This window comes from Rhizobacter terrae, from assembly GCF_003852895.1.
Taxonomy (GTDB): domain Bacteria; phylum Pseudomonadota; class Gammaproteobacteria; order Burkholderiales; family Burkholderiaceae_C; genus Albitalea; species Albitalea terrae.
In genome coordinates this window covers 613,032-632,200 of record NZ_QUSW01000003.1, presented here as the reverse complement: position 1 = coordinate 632,200, position 19,169 = coordinate 613,032, and the positions used below count along the sequence as shown (strand labels likewise).

The following is a 19,169-nucleotide window of genomic DNA, read 5'->3' as shown; positions in this document are numbered from 1 at the left end:
TGCCCCGGTTGGCCGCCTCGTCCGTGATTGCTTCGCGCCCCTATCGCCTGAAGGGCCACCACGAACGCGCCGGACCGTTGGTTCCGCGCACTCTCGCGAGTATCACCGAAATATTGTCCTTGCCACCCGCGTCGTTGGCCGCATCGATGAGGGACGACCCTAGCTCCTCCAGCGAGTCGCTTGCCTGCAACAGCTGGGCGATGGTTTCGTCGTCCAGCATGTCGGACAGGCCATCTGAGCACAGCATGTACAGGTCGCCGGGCATCAGATCGTGCAAATGTGTTTCCAGGAGAACCGTGTCTTCCACACCCACGGCGCGGGTGACGAGGTTCTTGTTGGCCGAGAACTGCGCCTGCTCCACCGTGATGAGACCAGCGTCGATCTGCTCCTGCAGCAGCGAATGGTCGTGCGTGATCTGGGCGAGCCGGCCGGCTCGCAGGCGGTATGCGCGCGAATCGCCCACATGCCCCATCAGCAGGCGTCCGTCGCGGAACACGCCCACCACGAGCGTGGTGCCCATGCCGGCGTACTGGGGGTTGGAGTTGGCTGCGTTGAAGATGGCGCGGTTGGCGTTGTCCACGCAGATGTCCATCGCGCGGCGCACGTCGGTGTCGGATGCGGTGGCGGCGGCTTCCTGCAGCCAGCGGCCCAGTTCGCTCTTGATGAAGGCGGTGGCCATGCCGCTGGCCACCTCGCCCGCGTTGTAGCCGCCCATGCCATCGGCCAGCACGATGAGCGCCGATGGCTCGTCCACGGCCACGGAGTCCTCGTTGTTGTTGCGAGCGCGGCCAGTGTCGGTGGCGCTGAAGAACTCGAAACTCATGTTGGCGTGGGCGAGGCGTCGTTCTGTGACGAGTGAATCAAGGCGAGGGATTGTGCCCCGGATCGCCCCGGGAAATCTTCACCGTGGCCGCGAAAGCATCAGATTCGGGGGGGGCTGCGTCACCGGATGTTGCGCGCACATGCACCGCGCCGCCCATGTTGGCGGCGATGGTGCGCAGGTCTTCGGCGAACTGTCGGCCATCGGCGTAGCGCACCTCGGGGCGCTTCTCCAGCGCGAGCGCCACCACGTTGGCCAGCGGCTCGGGCAGGTCCTTGCGAAGCGTGCGGATGTCCGGCGCCGGGTCGTTGGCAATCTGGTACATCAGCTTGGCCATGGAGTCGGCGTGATGAGGCAAACGACCCACGAGCAGCTGGAAGAGCATCACGCCCAGCGAGTAGAGGTCGCTGCGGCCGTCGACGCGGCGCCCGGCCATCTGCTCGGGCGACATGAACGACGGCGTGCCCAGCACCATGCCCGTGCGGGTGCGGCTGGAATCGGTGATGCGCGCGATGCCGAAGTCGGTGACCTTCACGCTGTCGTCGCTCGGATCGATCATCACATTGGCCGGCTTGATGTCGCGATGCACCACGCCCTGGCTGTGCGCGTACGCCAGCGCATCGGCCACGCGCGAGACGATGCGCAGCACCGTGGGCACCGGCAGCAGGTTCGCGGCGCTGGTGTAGCGCTGCATGTCGTGGCCCTTGAGGTATTCCATCGCGATGAAAGCGAGGTCCTGGTCCTCGCCGGCATCGAAGATGGTGACGATGTCGCGGTGCTGCAGCCGGCCCGCCGTCTCGGCCTCGCGGAAGAAGCGCGCACGGGCCTCGGTGAGTTCGGCGCCATCGAACTCCTGGCTGAGCGCCATGGTCTTGATCGCCACCTGGCGGCCGATCTTCGGGTCGTGGCCGAGGTACACCGCCCCCATCGCGCCGCGGCCGAGCTGCCGGTCGATGCGGTAGCGTCCGAGCTGGGTGCGGTCAGGCGTCACGGTGATGGGGCCCAGGGTGGAAGGTGGGGTGGTGTTCTTTGCGGCGCCGGCGGGCTTGGAAACCGGCTTGGCAGCGGCGGTGCTGGCCGGCAGCCGCGTGGATTGCGGCACCGATCGTCGGCCGCCACGCAGGCCGACGTGGCCAAAGACGAGAGCGAGAACAGCGGGCCAGGTCGGCCACCAGAGACCGGCCCCTGCCAACAGGGCTGCGCTGCCGCCGAGCAGGAGCAGGGCCAAGCCAATGCTGGCCAGCAAGGCCGCACGCGGCTTCATCGACGGCGCCACCGCACCGAGGTAGGCTCCCACGGCCAGCAGCGTGATGAAGGCAGCGGCCAGCGGCCCCACCGAAGCATCCGGTGAAGACAGGCCGCCGGTCAGAACCTGGACGAGAACTTGCGATGCGGACATGCCTGTGCACGTTAGCACAGGCCTCGCAAAAATGACCCTCGGGGAACACGACATGGCGCGCCCGCCGGCCGCTGGGCAGCCGTCAGCGGGTCAGCGCGACGCGTGCCTGGTTGATGCCGCCCACCGGCGGCGGCCGTCAATCGGCCAGCGCCAGCACCGCGCTCAGGCCAGTGATCACCACCGGCACCGCCCAGGCCGGCGACGCACCGGCCGGCTGGCCCGCGGTGAGCGGCTCGTCCGTCTTGCCCAGGTGCGGGCGGCGCGCATCCAGCAGCCGCAGCGAGCCCAGCCGGGCCACCAGCCGTGCGGACACCTCCACCAGCGGCCGGCGTGCGACGAGCGTCTCGACCAGGCCGCCGCCGGTCTTGAGCAACGGCTCCAGGTCGGCAAAGGCTGCCTGCGCCCAGCGTTCACGCCATTGCACGCGCGCAGCCTTCGAGGCGAACCGCCCGATGTGCCGCGAGAACACCGGCGGGCAGGCCACCAGCACCCAGTGCGCGGCCTCGGCGCTTTCCAGCAAGGGCTGGAGGATGTGCCGGGCATGGGCGGCATCGTTGACGAACACAGCGATCTTTTCCATCACGGTCTCCTGGATGAGGTGGAGGGGATCAGGGCTGCCCGCGGCGGCAGGCTCAGGTCGCCGAACCGGTGGAATGGGCGTGGCGCTGCGCCGCCCAGCGGCCGGCGAGCAGCACACCGGCGATCACCACCGCATGCGCCAGCACGCGGTTGACGAGGCTCGCGTCGAACACGGAGTCCAGCAGCGGCTCGCTGACCACCATGTGCGCTGCCGTGTAGGCCAACACCGCGGCACCGGCGTAGATGATGATGGGAAAGCGCTCGACGAGCTTGAGCACCAGTGTGCTGCCCCACACGACGATGGGCACGCTGATCAGCAGGCCGATGATCACCAGGTCGAAGGCGCCATGGGCTGCACCTGCCACGCCCAGCACGTTGTCCACGCCCATCAGCGCATCGGCGATCACGATGGTCTTCATCGCGCCCCAGAAGGTGGTGGCCATCGGATGATGCTCATCGCCGCTGTCAGCGGGCACGAGCAGCTTGTAGGCGATCCACACCAGGCCCAGGCCACCCACGAGCATCAGGCCGGGGATCTTGAGCAGCCACACCACGCCCATCGTCATGAGCGCACGCACGACCACGGCGCCGACTGTGCCCCAGACGATGGCTCGCTTTTGCAGGTGGGATGGCAGGTTGCGGGCCGCCAGCGCGATGACGATGGCGTTGTCGCCCGCGAGGACGAGGTCGATCAGGATGATGGCCAGCAGGGCCGACAGCCAGGCAGAAGAAAACAGTTCCATGAAAGCTCCATGTGTTGCACGACGACGGTGCAAGCTGCATGGTGCTGGAGCTGTCGGGGGCACGGGGCACCTTCGAGCCTGCCGACATGCGGCTTGCATCGAAGGTCTTGCTCGGCATGGAGTGGTTGTTCTTGCCCGACAGACCGGAAGCCGTAGGCTTCGTATTGACGATCTGCCGAAACTGGCACGCCACCTTCCGGTGACGCTGGAGTCGAGCTACTCCCCTTCAGAAACTTCATTGGACCACAAAGACGAAGCCCGGACCAGGGTCCGGGCTTCAGCGATCGTGACTGAAGGCGCAGCGCGATCAGGTGGTCGCGCCGCCCTTGGCACGGCGGCGCCAGAGCAGGCCGATGGCCACCACCGCCGCGGCGCCGATGCCGCCCGCGATGTTCGCCACCGTGTGCGACACCTCAGCGCCCAGCCAGGTCTTGACGGCCGGGTCGGTCACCAGCATCTCGCCGGCCAGGTAGCCCAGCAGCGCACCGCCGGCGGTGATGATGATGGGAAAGCGCTCCATCAGCTTGAGCAGCAGCGTGCTGCCGAAGATGATGAGCGGAATGCTGATGCCCAGGCCCAGCACGAGCAGCGTGACGCTGTCCTTGGCGGCGGCGGCCACGGCCAGCACGTTGTCCAGGCTCATCACCAAGTCGGCGATCAGGATGGTGCGCACCGCAGACATCATGCTCTTCTGCTCAGGCGCCTTGCCGTCCTCGATCTCGTCTTCCTCTTCGAGCAGCAGTTGCACGCCGATCCAGAACAGCAGCACCGCGCCGACGATCTTGAGGTAGGGCTGCTGCAGGAGCTGCACCGCCACCAGGGTCAGCACGATCCGCAGCACGATGGCCGCGGCGCTGCCCCAGAAGATGGCCTTCTTCTGCTGCTGCGGCGGCAGCGAGCGGGCGGCCAAGGCAATGACCACCGCGTTGTCGCCGGAAAGCACGACGTTGGTCAGGATGATGGAACCAAGCGCTGCCCAGAAGGCGGCTGAGGTGAAGTCCATGGCAAGGGTCCGGGTGCGGTGGAGTGGAAATGCAACGAGGGCCCGCAGGCCCTCGTTGCCGAACGCGAAAGCGCGTGAATTCTAGACAGCGGCCTTGACTTTCACGTGCGTGGTACTACGCACGGGTGACCACGGCCGCCGCCTGGAATCAGAGCAGGCCTTTGAGCAGCTTGCCCATCTCCGACGGATTGCGCGTCACGGTGAAGCCGCACTCTTCCATGATGGCGAGCTTGGCATCGGCCGTGTCGGCACCGCCGGAGATCAGCGCGCCGGCATGGCCCATGCGCTTTCCGGGAGGCGCGGTCACGCCGGCGATGAAGCCGACGATGGGCTTCTTCATGTTGGCCTTGCACCAGCGGGCGGCGTCCGCCTCGTCGGGGCCGCCGATCTCGCCGATCATGATGACGGCGTCCGTGTCCGGATCGTCGTTGAACATCTGCATCACGTCGATGTGCTTGAGGCCGTTGATCGGGTCGCCGCCGATGCCGACCGCGCTTGATTGGCCCAGGCCGATCTCGGTGAGCTGCGCCACGGCTTCATAGGTCAGCGTGCCCGAACGGGACACCACGCCGATGCGGCCCTTGCGGTGGATGTGACCCGGCATGATGCCGATCTTGATTTCTTCCGGCGTGATGAGGCCCGGGCAGTTGGGGCCCAGCAGCAGCGTCTTCTTGCCACCGGCGGCTTCCTTGGCCTTCATCTTGTTGCGCACTTCCAGCATGTCGCGAACCGGAATGCCTTCGGTGATGCAGATGGCGAGGTCGAGGTCGGCCTCGACGGCTTCCCAGATGGCAGCAGCGGCGCCTGCGGGCGGCACGTAGATCACGCTGACGGAAGCACCAGTCTGGGCCTTGGCATCCTTGACGCTGGCGTAGATGGGAATGCCTTCGAAGTCTTCGCCGGCCTTCTTCGGGTTCACGCCGGCCACGAAGCAGTTCTTGCCGTTGGCGTAGTCGCGGCACATGCGGGTGTGGAACTGGCCCGTCTTGCCGGTGATGCCCTGCGTGATGACCTTGGTGTCTTTGTTGATGAGGATAGACATGTCGTATTCCTTGAAGTGACTTGGCGAATCGCGGCGGTTCAGCTCACGTTTCGCCCGTCACGTTTCACATTCACTTGAGGGCGCCCATCACCTTCTGGGCGGCTTCGGCCATGGTGTCGGCGCTGATGATGGGCAGGCCCGATTCGGCCAGCATCTTCTTGCCGAGGTCCTCGTTCGTGCCCTTCATGCGCACCACCAGCGGCACCGACAGGTTCACCGCCTTGCACGCGGCGATCACGCCTTCGGCAATGGTGTCGCAGCGCATGATGCCGCCGAAGATGTTGACGAGGATCGCCTTGACCTTGGGGTTCTTCAGCATGATCTTGAAGGCCTCGGTGACCTTCTCGGCCGTCGCACCGCCGCCCACGTCCAGGAAGTTGGCCGGCTCGCCGCCGAACAGCTTGATGGTGTCCATGGTGGCCATGGCCAGGCCCGCGCCGTTCACCAGGCAGCCGATGTTGCCGTCCAGGCTGATGTAGGCGAGGTCGAACTTGCTGGCCTCGATTTCTGCCGGGTCTTCTTCATCGAGGTCGCGGTAGGCGACGATCTCGGGATGGCGGAAGAGGGCGTTGGAGTCGAAGTTGAACTTCGCGTCCAGGGCCTTGATGTTGCCGTTGCCTTCGAGGATCAGCGGGTTGATTTCCGCGAGCGAGGCATCGGTCTGCATGTAGCAGGCGTAGAGCTTCTTGAAGACATCCACGGCCTGGGCCTGCGAAGCGGCCGGCACGCCAATGCCGTTGGCCAGCTCGGTGCCCTGCGCATCCGTCAGGCCGGTGGCCGGGTCAACGAAGACCTTGATGATCTTCTCGGGCGTGTTGTGCGCGACTTCCTCGATGTCCATGCCACCTTCGCTGGAGGCCATGATCGCGACCTTCTGCGACGCACGGTCCGTCACGGCGGCGACGTAGTATTCCTTCTTGATGTCCGCGCCCTCCTCGATGAGCAGGCGGCGCACCTTCTGGCCTTCAGGGCCGGTCTGGTGCGTCTTGAGCTGCATGCCGAGGATTTCGCCCGACAGCTTCTTCACGTCATCGAGCGAGCGGGCCAGCTTCACGCCGCCGCCCTTGCCGCGACCGCCGGCATGGATCTGGGCTTTCACGACCCACACGGGGCCGCCCAGTTTTTGCGCCGCTTCGGTGGCTTCGTGCACGCTGAACGCGGGGTAGCCGCGCGGCACGGGCACGCCGAACTGGCGCAGGATTTCCTTGCCTTGGTACTCATGGATCTTCATAGCGGACTCTCTCGAGAGTTTTTGAAAAGGTGGTGCCTGCGGGGGGCTCAGGGGGAATTGTCAGCCGGCGCGCACGGATCTCTGTGTGGATCGTACGGACGAGGTCTCAGTGGCGCGGCGGTGAGCGAGGCCATGGGAAATGTCGCGATGGCGGGGCCGGAAGTCAGGAGGTGCCGGCGGGGAGGACCTGCATGTGGAGCAAATGCGCTGAATCCACCGACAGCCGGAGAATGTAGCATGCTGCTATGCACCAAAACTGACACATGGCTGTCGCTTGGCTGTCCGATAGTGCGACTTGTGGATTCCGGCATCTGCCGGATGACGAGCGCCGGAAGCCCCCGGCATCGAAGCTCGGTCAGTCCGCGGTTTCAGCCTTGCCTGCGGCACGTGCATTTCGCAGCACCCTGGAAATGACGTCTGGCGAGAAGCCACGCTGCGAGAGGAAGCGCGCATGGCGAGCTTTTTCGGCCGCATCCGCCGGAGGGTGCGCAAACTTCTTTCGCCAGACTTCGGTGGCCCGTTCGAGCTCGCTGTCCTTCAGCGACTGCGCGGCTTCGGGCGTCATCACGACGCCATGCTGCGCCAGTTCCTGCCGGATGCGCAGATTGCCGTACCGCCCGGACCGCGCATTCAACCGGCTTTCGACGAAACGCTCTTCGCTGAGGTAGTTGTGGGCGCGCAACCAATCGATCACCTCGTCGACCCGGGCTTCGCCATCGTCCTCGACGGGAATCGGATCTACTTCCTCGGCCAGCGCGCCGGCGCTGGCAGGCAACGACGTGGCGCGCAAGTGCCGCAGCAGCTTGCGCCGGATTTCGCTGACGCTTTGCTCACGTTGGGCCAGCAAAGCCAGCGCCCTGGCCTTCAATGACAGGGGCTGGCGCTTCGCAGCGGCGCTGGGCATGAGGTCGGCAAGCTCCGGCACTTACTCCTTGGCTTCCTTGGCTTCCTTGGCGGCTTTGCCGCGAGCCGGCTTGGCCTCGGCATCGGCCGCATCGGCGCCGTCGGTCGGCAGCAGCGGGATGCCCACAGCTTCACGCACCTTGTTCTCGATCTCGACGGCGAGGTCGGGGTTCTCGCGCAGGAACTCGCGCGCGTTGTCCTTGCCCTGGCCGATCTTCTCGCCGTTGTAGGCGTACCAGGCGCCGCTCTTTTCCAGCACCTTGGCTTCCACGCCCATGTCGATGATCTCGCCCTCGCGGCTGATGCCTTCGCCGTAGAGGATGTCGAACTCGGCCGTCTTGAACGGGGGCGACACCTTGTTCTTCACCACCTTGACCTTGGTCTCGTTGCCGATGACCTCTTCGCCCTTCTTGATGGAGCCGATGCGGCGGATGTCCAGACGCACCGAAGCGTAGAACTTGAGCGCATTGCCGCCGGTGGTGGTTTCGGGCGAGCCGAACATCACGCCGATCTTCATGCGGATCTGGTTGATGAAGATGACCATGGTGTTGGTCTTCTTGATGGTGCCGGTGAGCTTGCGCAGGGCCTGGCTCATGAGGCGGGCCTGCAGGCCGGGCAGCTGGTCGCCCATTTCGCCTTCGATTTCGGCCTTGGGCGTCAGTGCGGCCACCGAGTCGACAACGACCAGATCCACCGAGCCGGAGCGCACCAGCGCGTCGACGATTTCGAGGGCCTGTTCACCGGTGTCGGGCTGGGAGATGAGCAGGTCTTGAAGATTCACACCCAGCTTCTGGGCGTACTGCACGTCCAGTGCGTGCTCGGCGTCGATGAAGGCGCAGGTGCCTCCCATCTTCTGCATTTCGGCCACGACCTGCAGTGTGAGCGTGGTCTTGCCGCTGGATTCCGGGCCGTAGATTTCGACCACGCGGCCGCGGGGCAGGCCGCCCACGCCCAGCGCGATGTCCAGGCCCAGGGAGCCGGTGGAGACGACTTCGATGTCTTCGATCACCTCGCCTTCGCCCAGGCGCATGATCGAGCCCTTGCCGAATTGCTTCTCGATTTGCGCGAGCGCCGCCTGCAGGGCCTTGGCTTTTTCGGTGTTCAGGGCTTTGACCGGTGCGTCCATCGTTGTTCCTCTTCAAAAGTTGGGCGCATGCTATCGCAAAAGCTGGATGTCTGTACAGTAGTTTTGGGGGCGTCCTTATTGGGGTATGTCGCGACCTGGGCTCGCGCCAGCGAAACACGCTGAAACCTAGAATCGACCAAGCCCCCAGAACAAACCAGACCGCCGGAGACACGATGCGCATCCTCATCGCGGAAGACGACCAAGTCCTCGCCGACGGCCTGCTGCGCTCGCTGCGCAACGCCGGCTACGCGGTGGACCAGGTGAGCAGCGGCAGCGAGGCCGACGCAGCCCTGGCAGCGCATGAATTCGACCTCGTCATCCTCGACCTGGGATTGCCCAAGGTGCACGGGCTGGAGGTGCTGCGCAAGCTGCGCGCACGGGGCTCGGCGGTGCCGGTGCTCATCCTCACCGCCGCCGACAGCGTCGAGCAGCGCGTGAAGGGACTGGACCTGGGCGCGGACGACTACATGGCCAAGCCCTTCTCGCTGCAAGAGCTGGAAGCGCGGGTGCGGGCGCTGACGCGGCGCGGCCTGGGCACGGCGTCCACCGTCATCAAGCACGGGCCGCTGACCTTCGACGCCACCGGCCGCGTCGCCTACATCAACGACCAGATGATCGAGCTCTCCGCCCGCGAGCTGAGCCTGCTGGAAGTGCTGCTGCAGCGCTCGGGCCGGCTGGTGAGCAAGGACCAGCTCGTCGAGCGGCTGTGCGAGTGGGGCGAGGAGGTGAGCAACAACGCCATCGAGGTGTACATCCACCGCCTTCGCAAGAAGATCGAGCAGGGGCCGGTGCGCATCGCCACCGTGCGCGGGCTGGGCTACTGCCTCGAAAAGATTCCGGGGTAGCGCCGCGTGGGCACACCTTCGGCCCACCTGACGAAGCTCGATCGCCGCGACGGCGAAGGTATTCTTGCCGCGCCCATGACCACCCCGCGCCGCGAGCAACGCTCCCTCTTCGGCGAGATCCTCGACTGGATGCTCGCGCCGCTGCTGCTGCTGTGGCCGATGAGCGTGGTGCTGACCTGGCTGGTGGCGCAGGGCATCGCCAACAAGCCCTACGACCGGCAGCTCGGCGAGATGGTGCGGGTGCTGTCCAAGCAGGTCATGGTGGAAGCGCCGGGCGGGCGGCCGGCGGCGAAGTTCGCTCTGCCGGCGGGTGCGTCCGAAATCCTGCACACCGACGAGTCCGACGACATCTACTACCAGGTGCTGGGCCTGCGCGGCGAGTACCTGAGCGGCGACCGCTCGCTGCCCGTGCCGGCCGACGACGACCGCGCGCCGCCGGGCGAGCTGCGCTTTCGCGATGACGTGCTCAACAACGACAACGTGCGCGTGGCCTACATGTGGGTGGACTCGGCCGGGCGCCCGCCCAATACCGCGCCGCTGGTGCAGGTGGCCGAGACGCTGGACAAGCGCTCGCGGCTGGCGACCGAGATCATCAAGGGCGTGATCCTGCCGCAGTTCGTGATCCTGCCGCTGGCGGTGCTGCTGGTGTGGCTGGCGCTGGCGCGGGGCATCGCGCCGCTCAACGAGCTGCAGCAGCGCATCCGCAAGCGCGACAGCAGCGACCTGAGCCCCATCGACGAGCGCGATGCGCCGGAGGAGGTGTCGCCGCTGGTGCGCGCCATCAACGACCTGCTGGCGCGGCTGGACCAGTCATTGAGCGCCCAGAAGCACTTCCTGGCCGACGCAGCTCATCAGCTCAAGACGCCGCTGGCCGGGCTGCGCACGCAGGCCGAGCTGGCGCAGCGTGAAATCGACGCGGGCTCGGCCGATGCCAAGGACGTGAAGCGCTCGCTGCAGCAGATCGCGTTGTCCAGCCAGCGGGCGGCACACATGGTCAACCAGCTCCTGGCCATGGCCCGGGCCGAAGACAGCGAACACGCCTCGCACAAGCAGAGCGTGAACGTCGCGCGCCTGGCCGAGGAGACGGTGCGCGACTTCGTGCCGCGGGCGCTGGAAAAGCGCATCGACATCGGCTTCGAGCGGTCGGAGGGCCAGTCGCCGCTGTCCATCCCCGGCCATGCCCTGCTGCTGCGCGAGCTCATCCGCAACCTGGTGGACAACGCCCTGCAGTACACGCCCGCCGGCGGCACGGTGACGGTGCGGGTGATGGACGACCCGTTCGGGCAAGTGGTGGTGCTGCAGGTGGAGGACACCGGACCCGGCATCCCGGCCGCGGAACGCGAGCAGGTGTTCCAGCCGTTCTACCGGGCGCTGGGCACGAACGTGGATGGGTCGGGCCTGGGGCTGGCAATCGTCAAGGAGATTGCGCAGCAGCACGACGCGCAGATCCTGCTGGAGGATGCGAACCTGCGGTATCGGCCGGGGCTGACGGAGCAGGCCGGCGCGGCCTTCGGGCCGGGGGCGAGGTTCACGATCCGGTTTCCGGTGTCGCCCAGCAGCAAACCGAAACCGGCCTGATCGGCAGGTGGGGTGCGCTTCGCCCGCCCCAGACTAGGTCTGAACCAGGCGCCTGTTCTTGGCGATGGACATGAGAATGCCCAGCCCCAAGCCCAGCGTCACCATCGCCGTCCCGCCATAGCTGATGAACGGCAGCGGGATGCCCACCACCGGCAGGATGCCGCTGACCATGCCCATGTTGACGAAGGCATAGGTGAAGAAGCTCAGCGTGATGGCCCCGGCCAGCAGCCGGGTGAACACAGTGGGCGCGTCGGCCGCGATCATCAGACCGCGGAATATCAGGAAGCAAAAGCCCAGCAGCAGCCCGGCCACGCCCATCAGCCCGAACTCCTCGGCGAAGGCCGCGAAGATGAAGTCGGTGGTGCGCTCGGGAATGAACTCCAGGTGGGTCTGCGTGCCCTTCATGAAGCCCTTGCCTTCGACGCCGCCCGAGCCGATGGCGATCATGCCCTGGATGATGTGGAAGCCCTTGCCCAGCGGGTCGGTGGTCGGATCCAGCAGCGTGCACACGCGGTGCTTCTGGTAGTCGCGCAGCATGGGCCACTTCACTTCCGGCTGGCAGATGCGGTCGGCCGAGACCACGATGGCGGTGATGGCCACCGCACCGACCAGGACCACCGGCAGGATGAGCCGCCACGACAACCCGGCGAAGAAGATCACGTAGAACCCGGCCGAGAACACGAGGATGGCCGTGCCCAGGTCGGGCTGCTTCACGATGAGCCCGACGGGAATCATCAACAGCACCAGTGCCACGCTGAAGTCCAGCATGCGCACCCGTCCTTCGCGCCGCTGGAACCACCACGCCATCATCAGCGGCATGGCGATCTTGAGGATCTCGCTGGGCTGGATCACCACGCCCACGTTGAGCCAGCGCGTCGCGCCCTTCTTGGTGACGCCCATGACGGCCGTGGCCACGAGCAGGATCACGCCCACGGTGTACAGCGGCACGGCCAGCGACATCAGCTTCTGCGGCGGCACCTGCGACACGAGGAAGAGGATGACCAGCGCCAGCACCATGTTGCGGGCATGGTCCACGAAACGCGTGCCGTGGTCGAAGCCGGCGGAGTACATCGTGACCAGGCCGAAGGCCGCCAGCCAGAGCATGGCGAAGATGAGCGGGCCGTCGAAGCCGGTGAACACCGGACGCACGCGTTGCCAGACGGAGGGCTTGTCGAAAACGGCGCTCATCAGGAAACCTCCGCCCTGCGGGCTGCGGTGCGAGCGCCTTCGGGCGGCCGGGCGGCGCTCATCGGCCAGCCCCCGCCAAGGCCACTTTCTGCACCTTCGCAGCGGACGCCGGCACCGGCGCTGATGCCGCAGCTGGTATCACGCCGCCCTGGGGCACGATGGCAGGCGCACCGGGCAGCGGCACCATCGACGCCTGCCGAGGCGTGCCCACGGGTGCAGTGGACTGGCCCAGCTGCGTGGCGGCGACGTCCTCCACGCTCGGGTAGGTGCCTTGCAGCACGTAGTCGAAGACGCGGCGCGCGATGGGCGCAGCCGCGCCGGCGCCGAAGCCGGCGTTCTCCACCACCATCGCCACCGCGATGCGCGGCTGCTCCAGCGGCGCGAAGGCCATGTACAGCGCATGGTCGCGGTGGCGCTCATCGACCTTGCTGGCGTCGTACTTCTCGTTGGTCTTGATGGCCACCACCTGCGCCGTGCCCGTCTTGCCGCCGGTCTTGTAGGGCGCGTTGACGAAGGACGAACGCGAGGTGCCCTCCTGCGTCACGCCGTACAGTGCCTGGTGGATGAAGGCCACGTGGTCCGGATTCAGCGGGATGGTCGGCAGCGCGACGCCTTCCAGCGGCCGCCGCTCACGCGTCTCGACGTTCTCGATCGCATGCACCACGTGCGGCTTGAAGCGCTGCCCACCCGCGGCCACGGTGGCCGTGGCCTGCGCGATCTGCAGCATGGTGAAGGTGTTGTAGCCCTGGCCGATGCCCAGCGAGATGGTCTCGCCGGCGTACCACTTCTGCAGTTCCTTGCGCTTGAAGGTGTTGCGCTTCCACTCGGTGGAGGGCAGCACGCCGCGGAGCTCGCCGTGCAGGTCGATGCCGGTGAGCTGGCCGAACCCGAGGGGCGCCATGAAGTCATGCATCGCATCGACGCCCAGGTCGTTGGCGAGCATGTAGTAATAGGTGTCGCACGACTGCACGATGGAGCGGTACATGTCCACCATGCCGTGGCCGCCTTCCTTGTCGTCGCGGAACTTGTGGTTGCCGAACCAGAAGAAGCCGGGGTCGGAGATGGCCTGCTGCGGCGTGCGCTTGCCCAGTGTGAGCGCGGCCAGCGCCATGAAGGGCTTGTAGGTGGAGCCCGGCGGGTAAGCACCACGCAGCGCGCGGTTCAGCAGCGGTTTGTCGATGGACTCGTTGAGGATCTTCCAGTTGTCCGCATCGATGCCATCGACGAACAGGTTCGGGTCGAAATTGGGCTTGCTGACGAAGGCGAGGATCTCGCCGCTGCGCGGGTCGATGGCCACCAGCGCACCGCGGCGGTCACCAAAGAGTTCTTCCACCAGCGCCTGCAGCTTGATGTCGACCGACAGCACCACCTTGTTGCCCGGCGTCGGCGGGTTGCTCTTGAGCCGCCGCACCGCCCGCCCGCCGGCGCTGGTCTCGACCTCCTCGAAGCCGGTCTGGCCGTGCAGCTCGTTCTCGTAGCTCTGCTCCACGCCCAGCTTGCCGATGTACTCCGTGCCGCGGTAGTTGGCTTCGTCGTCGGAGTCGTCGAGCTTTTCCTTCTCCGCGGTGTTGATGCGGCCGATGTAGCCGATCAGGTGGCTGGCCAGGTCGCCGTAGGGGTAGTTGCGGAACAGGCGCGCCTTGATGTCCACGCCGGTGAAGCGAAAGCGCTGGGCGGTGAAGCGGGCCACTTCCTCGTCGGTGAGCTTGGTGCGGATGGGCAGCGACTCGATGCTCTTGGTTTCTTCCAGCAACCGCTTGAAGCGCTTGCGGTCGCGCGGCTGCACCTCGATCACCTCGGCGATCTGGTCGATGGTGGCGTCCAGGTTCTCGACCTTGGATGGTGTGATCTCCAGCGTGTAGGCCGAGTAGTTGTTGGCCAGCACCACGCCATTGCGGTCGACGATGAGCCCGCGGTTGGGCACGATGGGCACCACCGAGATGCGGTTGTTCTCCGCCTGCGTGGACAGCTCCTCGTGCCGGTAGACCTGCAGGAACACCAGCCGCGCGGTCAGCAGGGCGAAGGCGAACAGGACGAAGGCGGCCGCGGCCACCAGCCGGGTGCGGAATCGCCCCAGCTCCTGCTCGACATTCTTGAGTTCAGTCACGCATCACCCCTTACAGCGGGCGGTTCTCATCGGGATCGGGCGCGCGCCGCTGCGGCGCCAGCAGCAGCCACGTGACCACCGGCCACAGCAGGGATTCGAACACCGGCGCGAACACCAGTTCCCAGCCCGGCAGCATGCCGCCGGCGAACATGCGAATAATGAACGACACCGCATGCGCCGCGCCGAACAGCGGCAGGATCTGCACCGCCTGCGAGGGTACGGTGAACCAGCGCAGCCGGCGGTGGATGGTGATGGCGAAGAAGCTCAGCAGCGTGTAGGCCAGCGCATGCTGGCCGAGGATGGCGCCGTCGTGCACGTCCATCATCAGCCCGAACAGGAAGGCCAGGCCCACGCCCACGCGGCGCGGCTGGTGCACGTTCCAGAACACCAGCACCAGGGCCATGAAGTCGGGCATGGACGCGTGGCGCCCCAGCGGCACGAGGTTGAGCAGGAAGGCCACGACCAGCGTCGTCCACACGAACAACGGGTTGACCGGCAGCAGGAGCTGGTCGGAGCTGCGCGGCATGATCATTTCTTCACCGCCTTCCTCGTCTTGCCGGCCTTGGCCGACTCCTCGGGCACCGGCTCCGGCTTGGGCGGCAGCTGCAGGCCCACCGGCTCCAGCACGAGCACGTGGCGCACGCCGTCGGGCGGGGCGCTCGGAGCGAGTGTGACGCGGGCGAAGCCGGTGTCAACCTTGCGGTCCACCGTCATCACCTTGGCCACGGCGATGCCGGGCGGGTAGACGCCGTCCACGCCCGAGGTCTGCAGGATGTCGCCCGGCAGCACGTCGGCGTTGCCGGCCTGGAAGCGCAGCTCCAGCCCGGTGGCCGTGCCGTAGGCCGCGGCCCGCGCCTGGGTGCGCACGTTGAGCACGGGGATGGCGGCTTCCTTGTCGGTGAGCAGCGTCACCTCCGACGACAGCGGATACACCCGCGTCACCTGCCCCAGCACGCCGGCCTCGTTGATGACCGGCGACGCCAGCGCCACGCCCTGGGCCATGCCGCGGTCGATGATGACCTTGCGCGAATACGGGTCGGACGCCTCGTACAGCACCTCGGCCGGCAACGACTTCACCACGAGGGCGGGACGCAGCGTGAGCAGATCGCGCAGCCGCTTGTTCTCGGCCTGCAGCTGCTCCACCCGCGAGGAGCGCTCGGCCTGCTGCGCCAGCTTGGCCCGCGCCTGTGCCTCGCTGCTCAGGGCGTGCTGCAGTCCCATGGCGTAGTCGCCCGCGCCGTTCCAGGCATCGATGGGCACCCGCAGGATGCGCTCGACCGGGTTGAGCACCGTGGCCACCACCGTGCGCAGCGGCTGGGTGATCTTCAGCCGGGTGTCGGCCACCATCAGGAACACAGCCAGCGCCGAGAAGAACATGAGCTTGGTCAGCGCCGACGGCCCTTGCCGGAAGAAGGGCGGCGGGGTCCGGTCCAGCGTGCCGAGCGGCGTTACCACGACGTCTGTGTTCTCAGGTTTGAATTGAAAAAGCCGGCCACGTCAGGAACGTGCCGGCTTTTTCGGATCATCGGTCTTATTCCGAGGTGAAGATGGCGCCCAGGCGCTCCATGCGCTCCAGTGCCATGCCGCAGCCGCGCACCACGCAGGTCAGCGGGTCTTCGGCCACCAGCACGGGCAGGCCGGTTTCCTCGGCCAGCAGACGGTCCAGGTCGCGCAGCAGGGCGCCGCCGCCGGTGAGCATCATGCCGCGCTCGGCGATGTCGGCACCCAGCTCGGGCGGCGTCTGTTCCAGCGCGTTCTTCACGCTGGAGACGATCTGGTTGAGCGGGTCGGTGAGCGCTTCCAGGATCTCGTTGGACGAGATGGTAAAGCTGCGCGGCACGCCCTCGGAGAGGTTGCGGCCCTTGACCTCCATCTCCTTGACCTCGGAGCCGGGGAACGCGCTGCCGATGCTCTTTTTGATGGCCTCGGCGGTGGGCTCGCCGATCAGCATGCCGTAGTTGCGGCGGATGTAGTTGATGATGGCTTCGTCGAACTTGTCGCCGCCCACCCGGACGGAGCCCTTGTAGACCATGCCGCCCAGCGAGATGACGCCCACCTCGGTGGTGCCGCCGCCGATGTCCACCACCATGGAGCCCGAGGCCTCGGAGACCGGCAGGCCCGCGCCGATGGCCGCGGCCATGGGTTCCTCGATCAGGTAGACCTCGGAAGCGCCGGCGCCCAGCGCCGATTCGCGAATCGCACGGCGCTCGACCTGGGTGGAGCCGCAGGGCACGCAGATGATGATCCGGGGGCTGGGCTTGAGCACCGAGCGCGGATGGACCATCTTGATGAACTGCTTGAGCATCTGCTCGGTGACGGTGAAGTCGGCGATCACGCCGTCCTTCATGGGCCGGATGGCCTCGATGTTGCCGGGCACCTTGCCCAGCATGGCCTTGGCCTCGGCGCCCACGGCCTGGATGGTTTTCTTGCCATTGGGCCCGCCCTCGTGGCGGATGGCGACAACGGAGGGCTCGTCGAGCACGATGCCTTTGCCGCGGACGTAGATCAGCGTGTTGGCGGTGCCCAGGTCAATGGCGAGGTCCGTCGAGAAGTAGCGACGAAAGGATCCGAACATGGTGTGTGCTGAAGGGCATCAAGCAAGCTCGCGGCGACTGGCCGGGGCCGTGCTGGACGCTTTTGAATTCGTTGTGGTGGCGACGCGTGTAAACCCAACGGCAGCCCGCGGGAACACTCAGTTCCTCGTGTCCACCGAGGGTTGTGGATAACCGAAGATAATACCCGATCCCCTCTGGTTTACGACCCTCCTGCAGGGTCCGGAACACTCTAATTTCCATGGCACTGGCACACGAAGACGTCAGCCGCATCGCCCACCTTGCCCGGCTCGAGCTCTCGCCGGCCGAGCAGGCGTCGATGCTCACCCAGCTCAATGGGTTCTTTTCCATCGTCGATCAGATGAAGGCAATGGACACCAGCGGCGTCGAGCCGCTGTACACACCGCTGTCCGCGGTGAGCGAGGTGGCTCTTCGCCTGCGCGAGGACGCGGTCACCGAGATCAACCAGCGCGAGCTCAACCAGCGCAGCGCCCCCGTCGTCGAGGACGGCCTCTTCCTCGTTCCCAAGGTGATCGAATGAAGGCGCTGCACGACATGGGCGTGGCCGAACTCGGCCGCGCGCTCGCCACGAAAGACGTTTCCAGCGTCGAAGCCACGAAACATCTGCTCGCGCGGGTTGCGACTCACGAACAACTGGGCGCCTGGCTGTCGGTGAATGCAGACGCCGCCGTCGCCCAGGCGCAGGCGGCCGACGCCCGCCGCGCTGCCGGCGAGCAAGGTGCACTGCTGGGCGTGCCCATCGCCCACAAGGACATCTTCGTCACCCAGGACCTGCCCACCACCGCCGGCTCGAAGATGCTGGAGGGCTACCTGAGCCCCTTCGACGCGACCGTGGTGCGCAAGCTGGCCGAGGCCGGCACGGTGACACTGGGCAAGCTCAACTGCGACGAGTTCGCCATGGGCTCCAGCAACGAGAACTCCGCCTACAAGCCGGCGAAGAACCCCTGGGACACCAGCCGCGTGCCCGGCGGATCGTCCGGCGGTTCGGCGGTGGCCGTGGCCGCCCGCGAGGTGCCGGCCGCCACCGGCACCGACACCGGCGGCTCCATCCGCCAGCCGGCCAGCTTCTCGGGCATCACCGGCATCAAGCCGACCTACGGCGTGTGCTCGCGCTACGGGATGATCGCGTTCGCCTCCAGCCTGGACCAGGCCGGGCCGCTGGCGCGCAGCGCCGAAGATTGCGCGCTGCTGCTGTCGGCGATGAGCGGCTTCGATGAACGCGATGCGACGAGCGCACAGCGCCCGCCGCAGGATTTCCATGCGGCGATGCTGCAGGCCCGCGACGGCGCCACGGCTGCACAGCCGCTGAAGGGCCTGCGCATCGGCCTGCCCAAGGAGTTCTTCCCGGCCGCCCTGGCGGCCGACGTGAATGGCGCGGTGCGCGCCGCGCTGGCCGAGCTGGAGAAGCTGGGCGCCACGCTGGTGGACGTGAGCCTGCCTCGCACGGAGCTGTCCATCCCGGTGTACTACATCATCGCGCCGGCCGAGGCTTCGTCGAACCTGAGCCGCTTCGATGGCGTGCGCTTCGGGCATCGCAGCGCGGTTCCCTTCGACCCGAGCGACGAGAAGAAGCGCACTGCGCTCGATCAGATGTATGCCCACAGCCGAGGCGAAGGCTTCGGCCCCGAGGTGAAGCGCCGCATCATGATCGGCACCTACGTCCTCTCGCACGGCTACTACGACGCCTACTACCTGCAGGCGCAGAAGCTGCGCCGCATGATCGCCGACGACTTCCAGGCCTGCTTCCGGCAGTGCGACGTGATCGCCGGCCCGGTGGCGCCCACCGTGGCCTGGAAGCTGGGAGACAAGGGCGACGACCCGGTGGCCAGCTACCTGGCCGACATCTTCACCCTGCCCGCCAGCCTGGCCGGCCTGCCCGGCATGAGCCTGCCCGCCGGCTTCGGCGAAGGCGGCATGCCCGTGGGCCTGCAGCTGATCGGCAACTACTTCCAGGAGGGCACGCTGCTGCACGCGGCGCACGCCTTCCAGCAGGCGACGGACTGGCATTCGCGCGCGCCGGCAGGACTCTGAA

19 protein-coding genes are annotated in these 19,169 nt (G+C 66.8%); 5 read left to right on the top strand and 14 right to left on the bottom strand.

The features are described 5' to 3' along the window. Positions 1 to 40: 40 nt before the first annotated feature. The 4 genes from DZC73_RS14525 to DZC73_RS14510 form a co-directional block, all read right to left on the bottom strand. Positions 41 to 823, bottom strand: coding sequence for a Stp1/IreP family PP2C-type Ser/Thr phosphatase (locus DZC73_RS14525; protein WP_124541024.1), 783 nt, complete (start codon positions 821 to 823; stop codon positions 41 to 43). Positions 824 to 860: 37 nt separating this feature from the next. After that, positions 861 to 2,219: a serine/threonine-protein kinase gene (locus DZC73_RS14520; RefSeq protein WP_235835126.1), complete on the bottom strand. Its 1,359-nt coding sequence runs from the start codon at positions 2,217 to 2,219 to the stop codon at positions 861 to 863. Positions 2,220 to 2,355: 136 nt separating this feature from the next. After that, the gene (locus DZC73_RS14515) at positions 2,356 to 2,799 is read right to left on the bottom strand and encodes a hypothetical protein (protein WP_124541022.1); all 444 of its coding nucleotides are present in this window, start codon (positions 2,797 to 2,799) and stop codon (positions 2,356 to 2,358) included. Between the two features lie 52 nt (positions 2,800 to 2,851). Continuing rightward, the gene (locus tag DZC73_RS14510) at positions 2,852 to 3,541 is read right to left on the bottom strand and encodes a TerC family protein (protein WP_124541021.1); all 690 of its coding nucleotides are present in this window, start codon (positions 3,539 to 3,541) and stop codon (positions 2,852 to 2,854) included. A 38-nt stretch (positions 3,542 to 3,579) separates the two neighbouring features. Between DZC73_RS14510 and DZC73_RS29720 the strand changes: the two genes are divergently transcribed. Beyond that, positions 3,580 to 3,744: a hypothetical protein gene (locus DZC73_RS29720; protein WP_161974594.1), complete on the top strand. Its 165-nt coding sequence runs from the start codon at positions 3,580 to 3,582 to the stop codon at positions 3,742 to 3,744. 104 nt (positions 3,745 to 3,848) lie between these two features. On the opposite strand, the gene DZC73_RS14505 is transcribed toward DZC73_RS29720, so the two are convergent. The 5 genes from DZC73_RS14505 to recA all read right to left on the bottom strand — a co-directional run bounded on the left by DZC73_RS14505 (position 3,849) and on the right by recA (position 8,846). Beyond that, entirely contained in the window at positions 3,849 to 4,544 is a 696-nt protein-coding gene (locus DZC73_RS14505) for a TerC family protein (RefSeq protein ID WP_124541020.1), read from the bottom strand. A 148-nt stretch (positions 4,545 to 4,692) separates the two neighbouring features. Then, positions 4,693 to 5,586: a succinate--CoA ligase subunit alpha gene (gene sucD / locus DZC73_RS14500; RefSeq protein WP_124541019.1), complete on the bottom strand. Its 894-nt coding sequence runs from the start codon at positions 5,584 to 5,586 to the stop codon at positions 4,693 to 4,695. A 70-nt stretch (positions 5,587 to 5,656) separates the two neighbouring features. Next, positions 5,657 to 6,817, bottom strand: coding sequence for an ADP-forming succinate--CoA ligase subunit beta (gene sucC / locus DZC73_RS14495; RefSeq protein WP_124541018.1), 1,161 nt, complete (start codon positions 6,815 to 6,817; stop codon positions 5,657 to 5,659). A gap of 355 nt (positions 6,818 to 7,172) precedes the next feature. After that, positions 7,173 to 7,685 carry a regulatory protein RecX gene (locus DZC73_RS14490; protein WP_407924104.1) on the bottom strand — a complete coding sequence of 171 codons (513 nt, stop codon included), beginning with the start codon at positions 7,683 to 7,685 and terminating at the stop codon, positions 7,173 to 7,175. Between the two features lie 57 nt (positions 7,686 to 7,742). Beyond that, positions 7,743 to 8,846, bottom strand: coding sequence for a recombinase RecA (gene recA / locus DZC73_RS14485; RefSeq protein ID WP_124541016.1), 1,104 nt, complete (start codon positions 8,844 to 8,846; stop codon positions 7,743 to 7,745). Positions 8,847 to 9,019: 173 nt separating this feature from the next. On the opposite strand from recA, the gene DZC73_RS14480 reads away from it, so the two are divergent. Together DZC73_RS14480 and DZC73_RS14475 are read left to right on the top strand one after the other, a co-directional pair. After that, positions 9,020 to 9,691: a response regulator gene (locus DZC73_RS14480; protein ID WP_124541015.1), complete on the top strand. Its 672-nt coding sequence runs from the start codon at positions 9,020 to 9,022 to the stop codon at positions 9,689 to 9,691. A 75-nt stretch (positions 9,692 to 9,766) separates the two neighbouring features. Beyond that, entirely contained in the window at positions 9,767 to 11,269 is a 1,503-nt protein-coding gene (locus DZC73_RS14475) for a sensor histidine kinase (protein ID WP_124541014.1), read from the top strand. A 33-nt stretch (positions 11,270 to 11,302) separates the two neighbouring features. Here DZC73_RS14475 and rodA read toward each other — a convergent pair whose 3' ends face one another. The 5 genes from rodA to DZC73_RS14450 form a co-directional block, all read right to left on the bottom strand. Continuing rightward, on the bottom strand, positions 11,303 to 12,457 hold the full coding sequence (gene rodA / locus DZC73_RS14470) for a rod shape-determining protein RodA (RefSeq protein ID WP_124541013.1): 1,155 nt from the start codon (positions 12,455 to 12,457) through the stop codon (positions 11,303 to 11,305). A 58-nt stretch (positions 12,458 to 12,515) separates the two neighbouring features. After that, positions 12,516 to 14,564, bottom strand: coding sequence for a penicillin-binding protein 2 (mrdA, locus tag DZC73_RS14465; RefSeq protein ID WP_124541012.1), 2,049 nt, complete (start codon positions 14,562 to 14,564; stop codon positions 12,516 to 12,518). A 10-nt stretch (positions 14,565 to 14,574) separates the two neighbouring features. Further along, positions 14,575 to 15,096 (bottom strand): rod shape-determining protein MreD, encoded by a 522-nt coding sequence (gene mreD, locus DZC73_RS14460; RefSeq protein ID WP_124541011.1) that lies wholly within the window; start codon positions 15,094 to 15,096, stop codon positions 14,575 to 14,577. Then, entirely contained in the window at positions 15,093 to 16,019 is a 927-nt protein-coding gene (gene mreC, locus DZC73_RS14455) for a rod shape-determining protein MreC (protein WP_124541010.1), read from the bottom strand. Before mreC ends, mreD begins: the two co-directional genes overlap by 4 nt. A gap of 76 nt (positions 16,020 to 16,095) precedes the next feature. Beyond that, on the bottom strand, positions 16,096 to 17,139 hold the full coding sequence (locus tag DZC73_RS14450; RefSeq protein WP_124541009.1) for a rod shape-determining protein: 1,044 nt from the start codon (positions 17,137 to 17,139) through the stop codon (positions 16,096 to 16,098). A gap of 218 nt (positions 17,140 to 17,357) precedes the next feature. Here DZC73_RS14450 and gatC point away from each other — a divergent pair, with 218 nt between their 5' ends. Continuing rightward, positions 17,358 to 17,657: an Asp-tRNA(Asn)/Glu-tRNA(Gln) amidotransferase subunit GatC gene (gene gatC / locus DZC73_RS14445; RefSeq protein WP_124541008.1), complete on the top strand. Its 300-nt coding sequence runs from the start codon at positions 17,358 to 17,360 to the stop codon at positions 17,655 to 17,657. Next, complete coding sequence (gatA, locus tag DZC73_RS14440; RefSeq protein WP_124541007.1) at positions 17,654 to 19,168, top strand: Asp-tRNA(Asn)/Glu-tRNA(Gln) amidotransferase subunit GatA; 1,515 nt, start codon at positions 17,654 to 17,656, stop codon at positions 19,166 to 19,168. Before gatC ends, gatA begins: the two co-directional genes overlap by 4 nt. The last annotated feature ends 1 nt before the right edge of the window (position 19,169 follow it).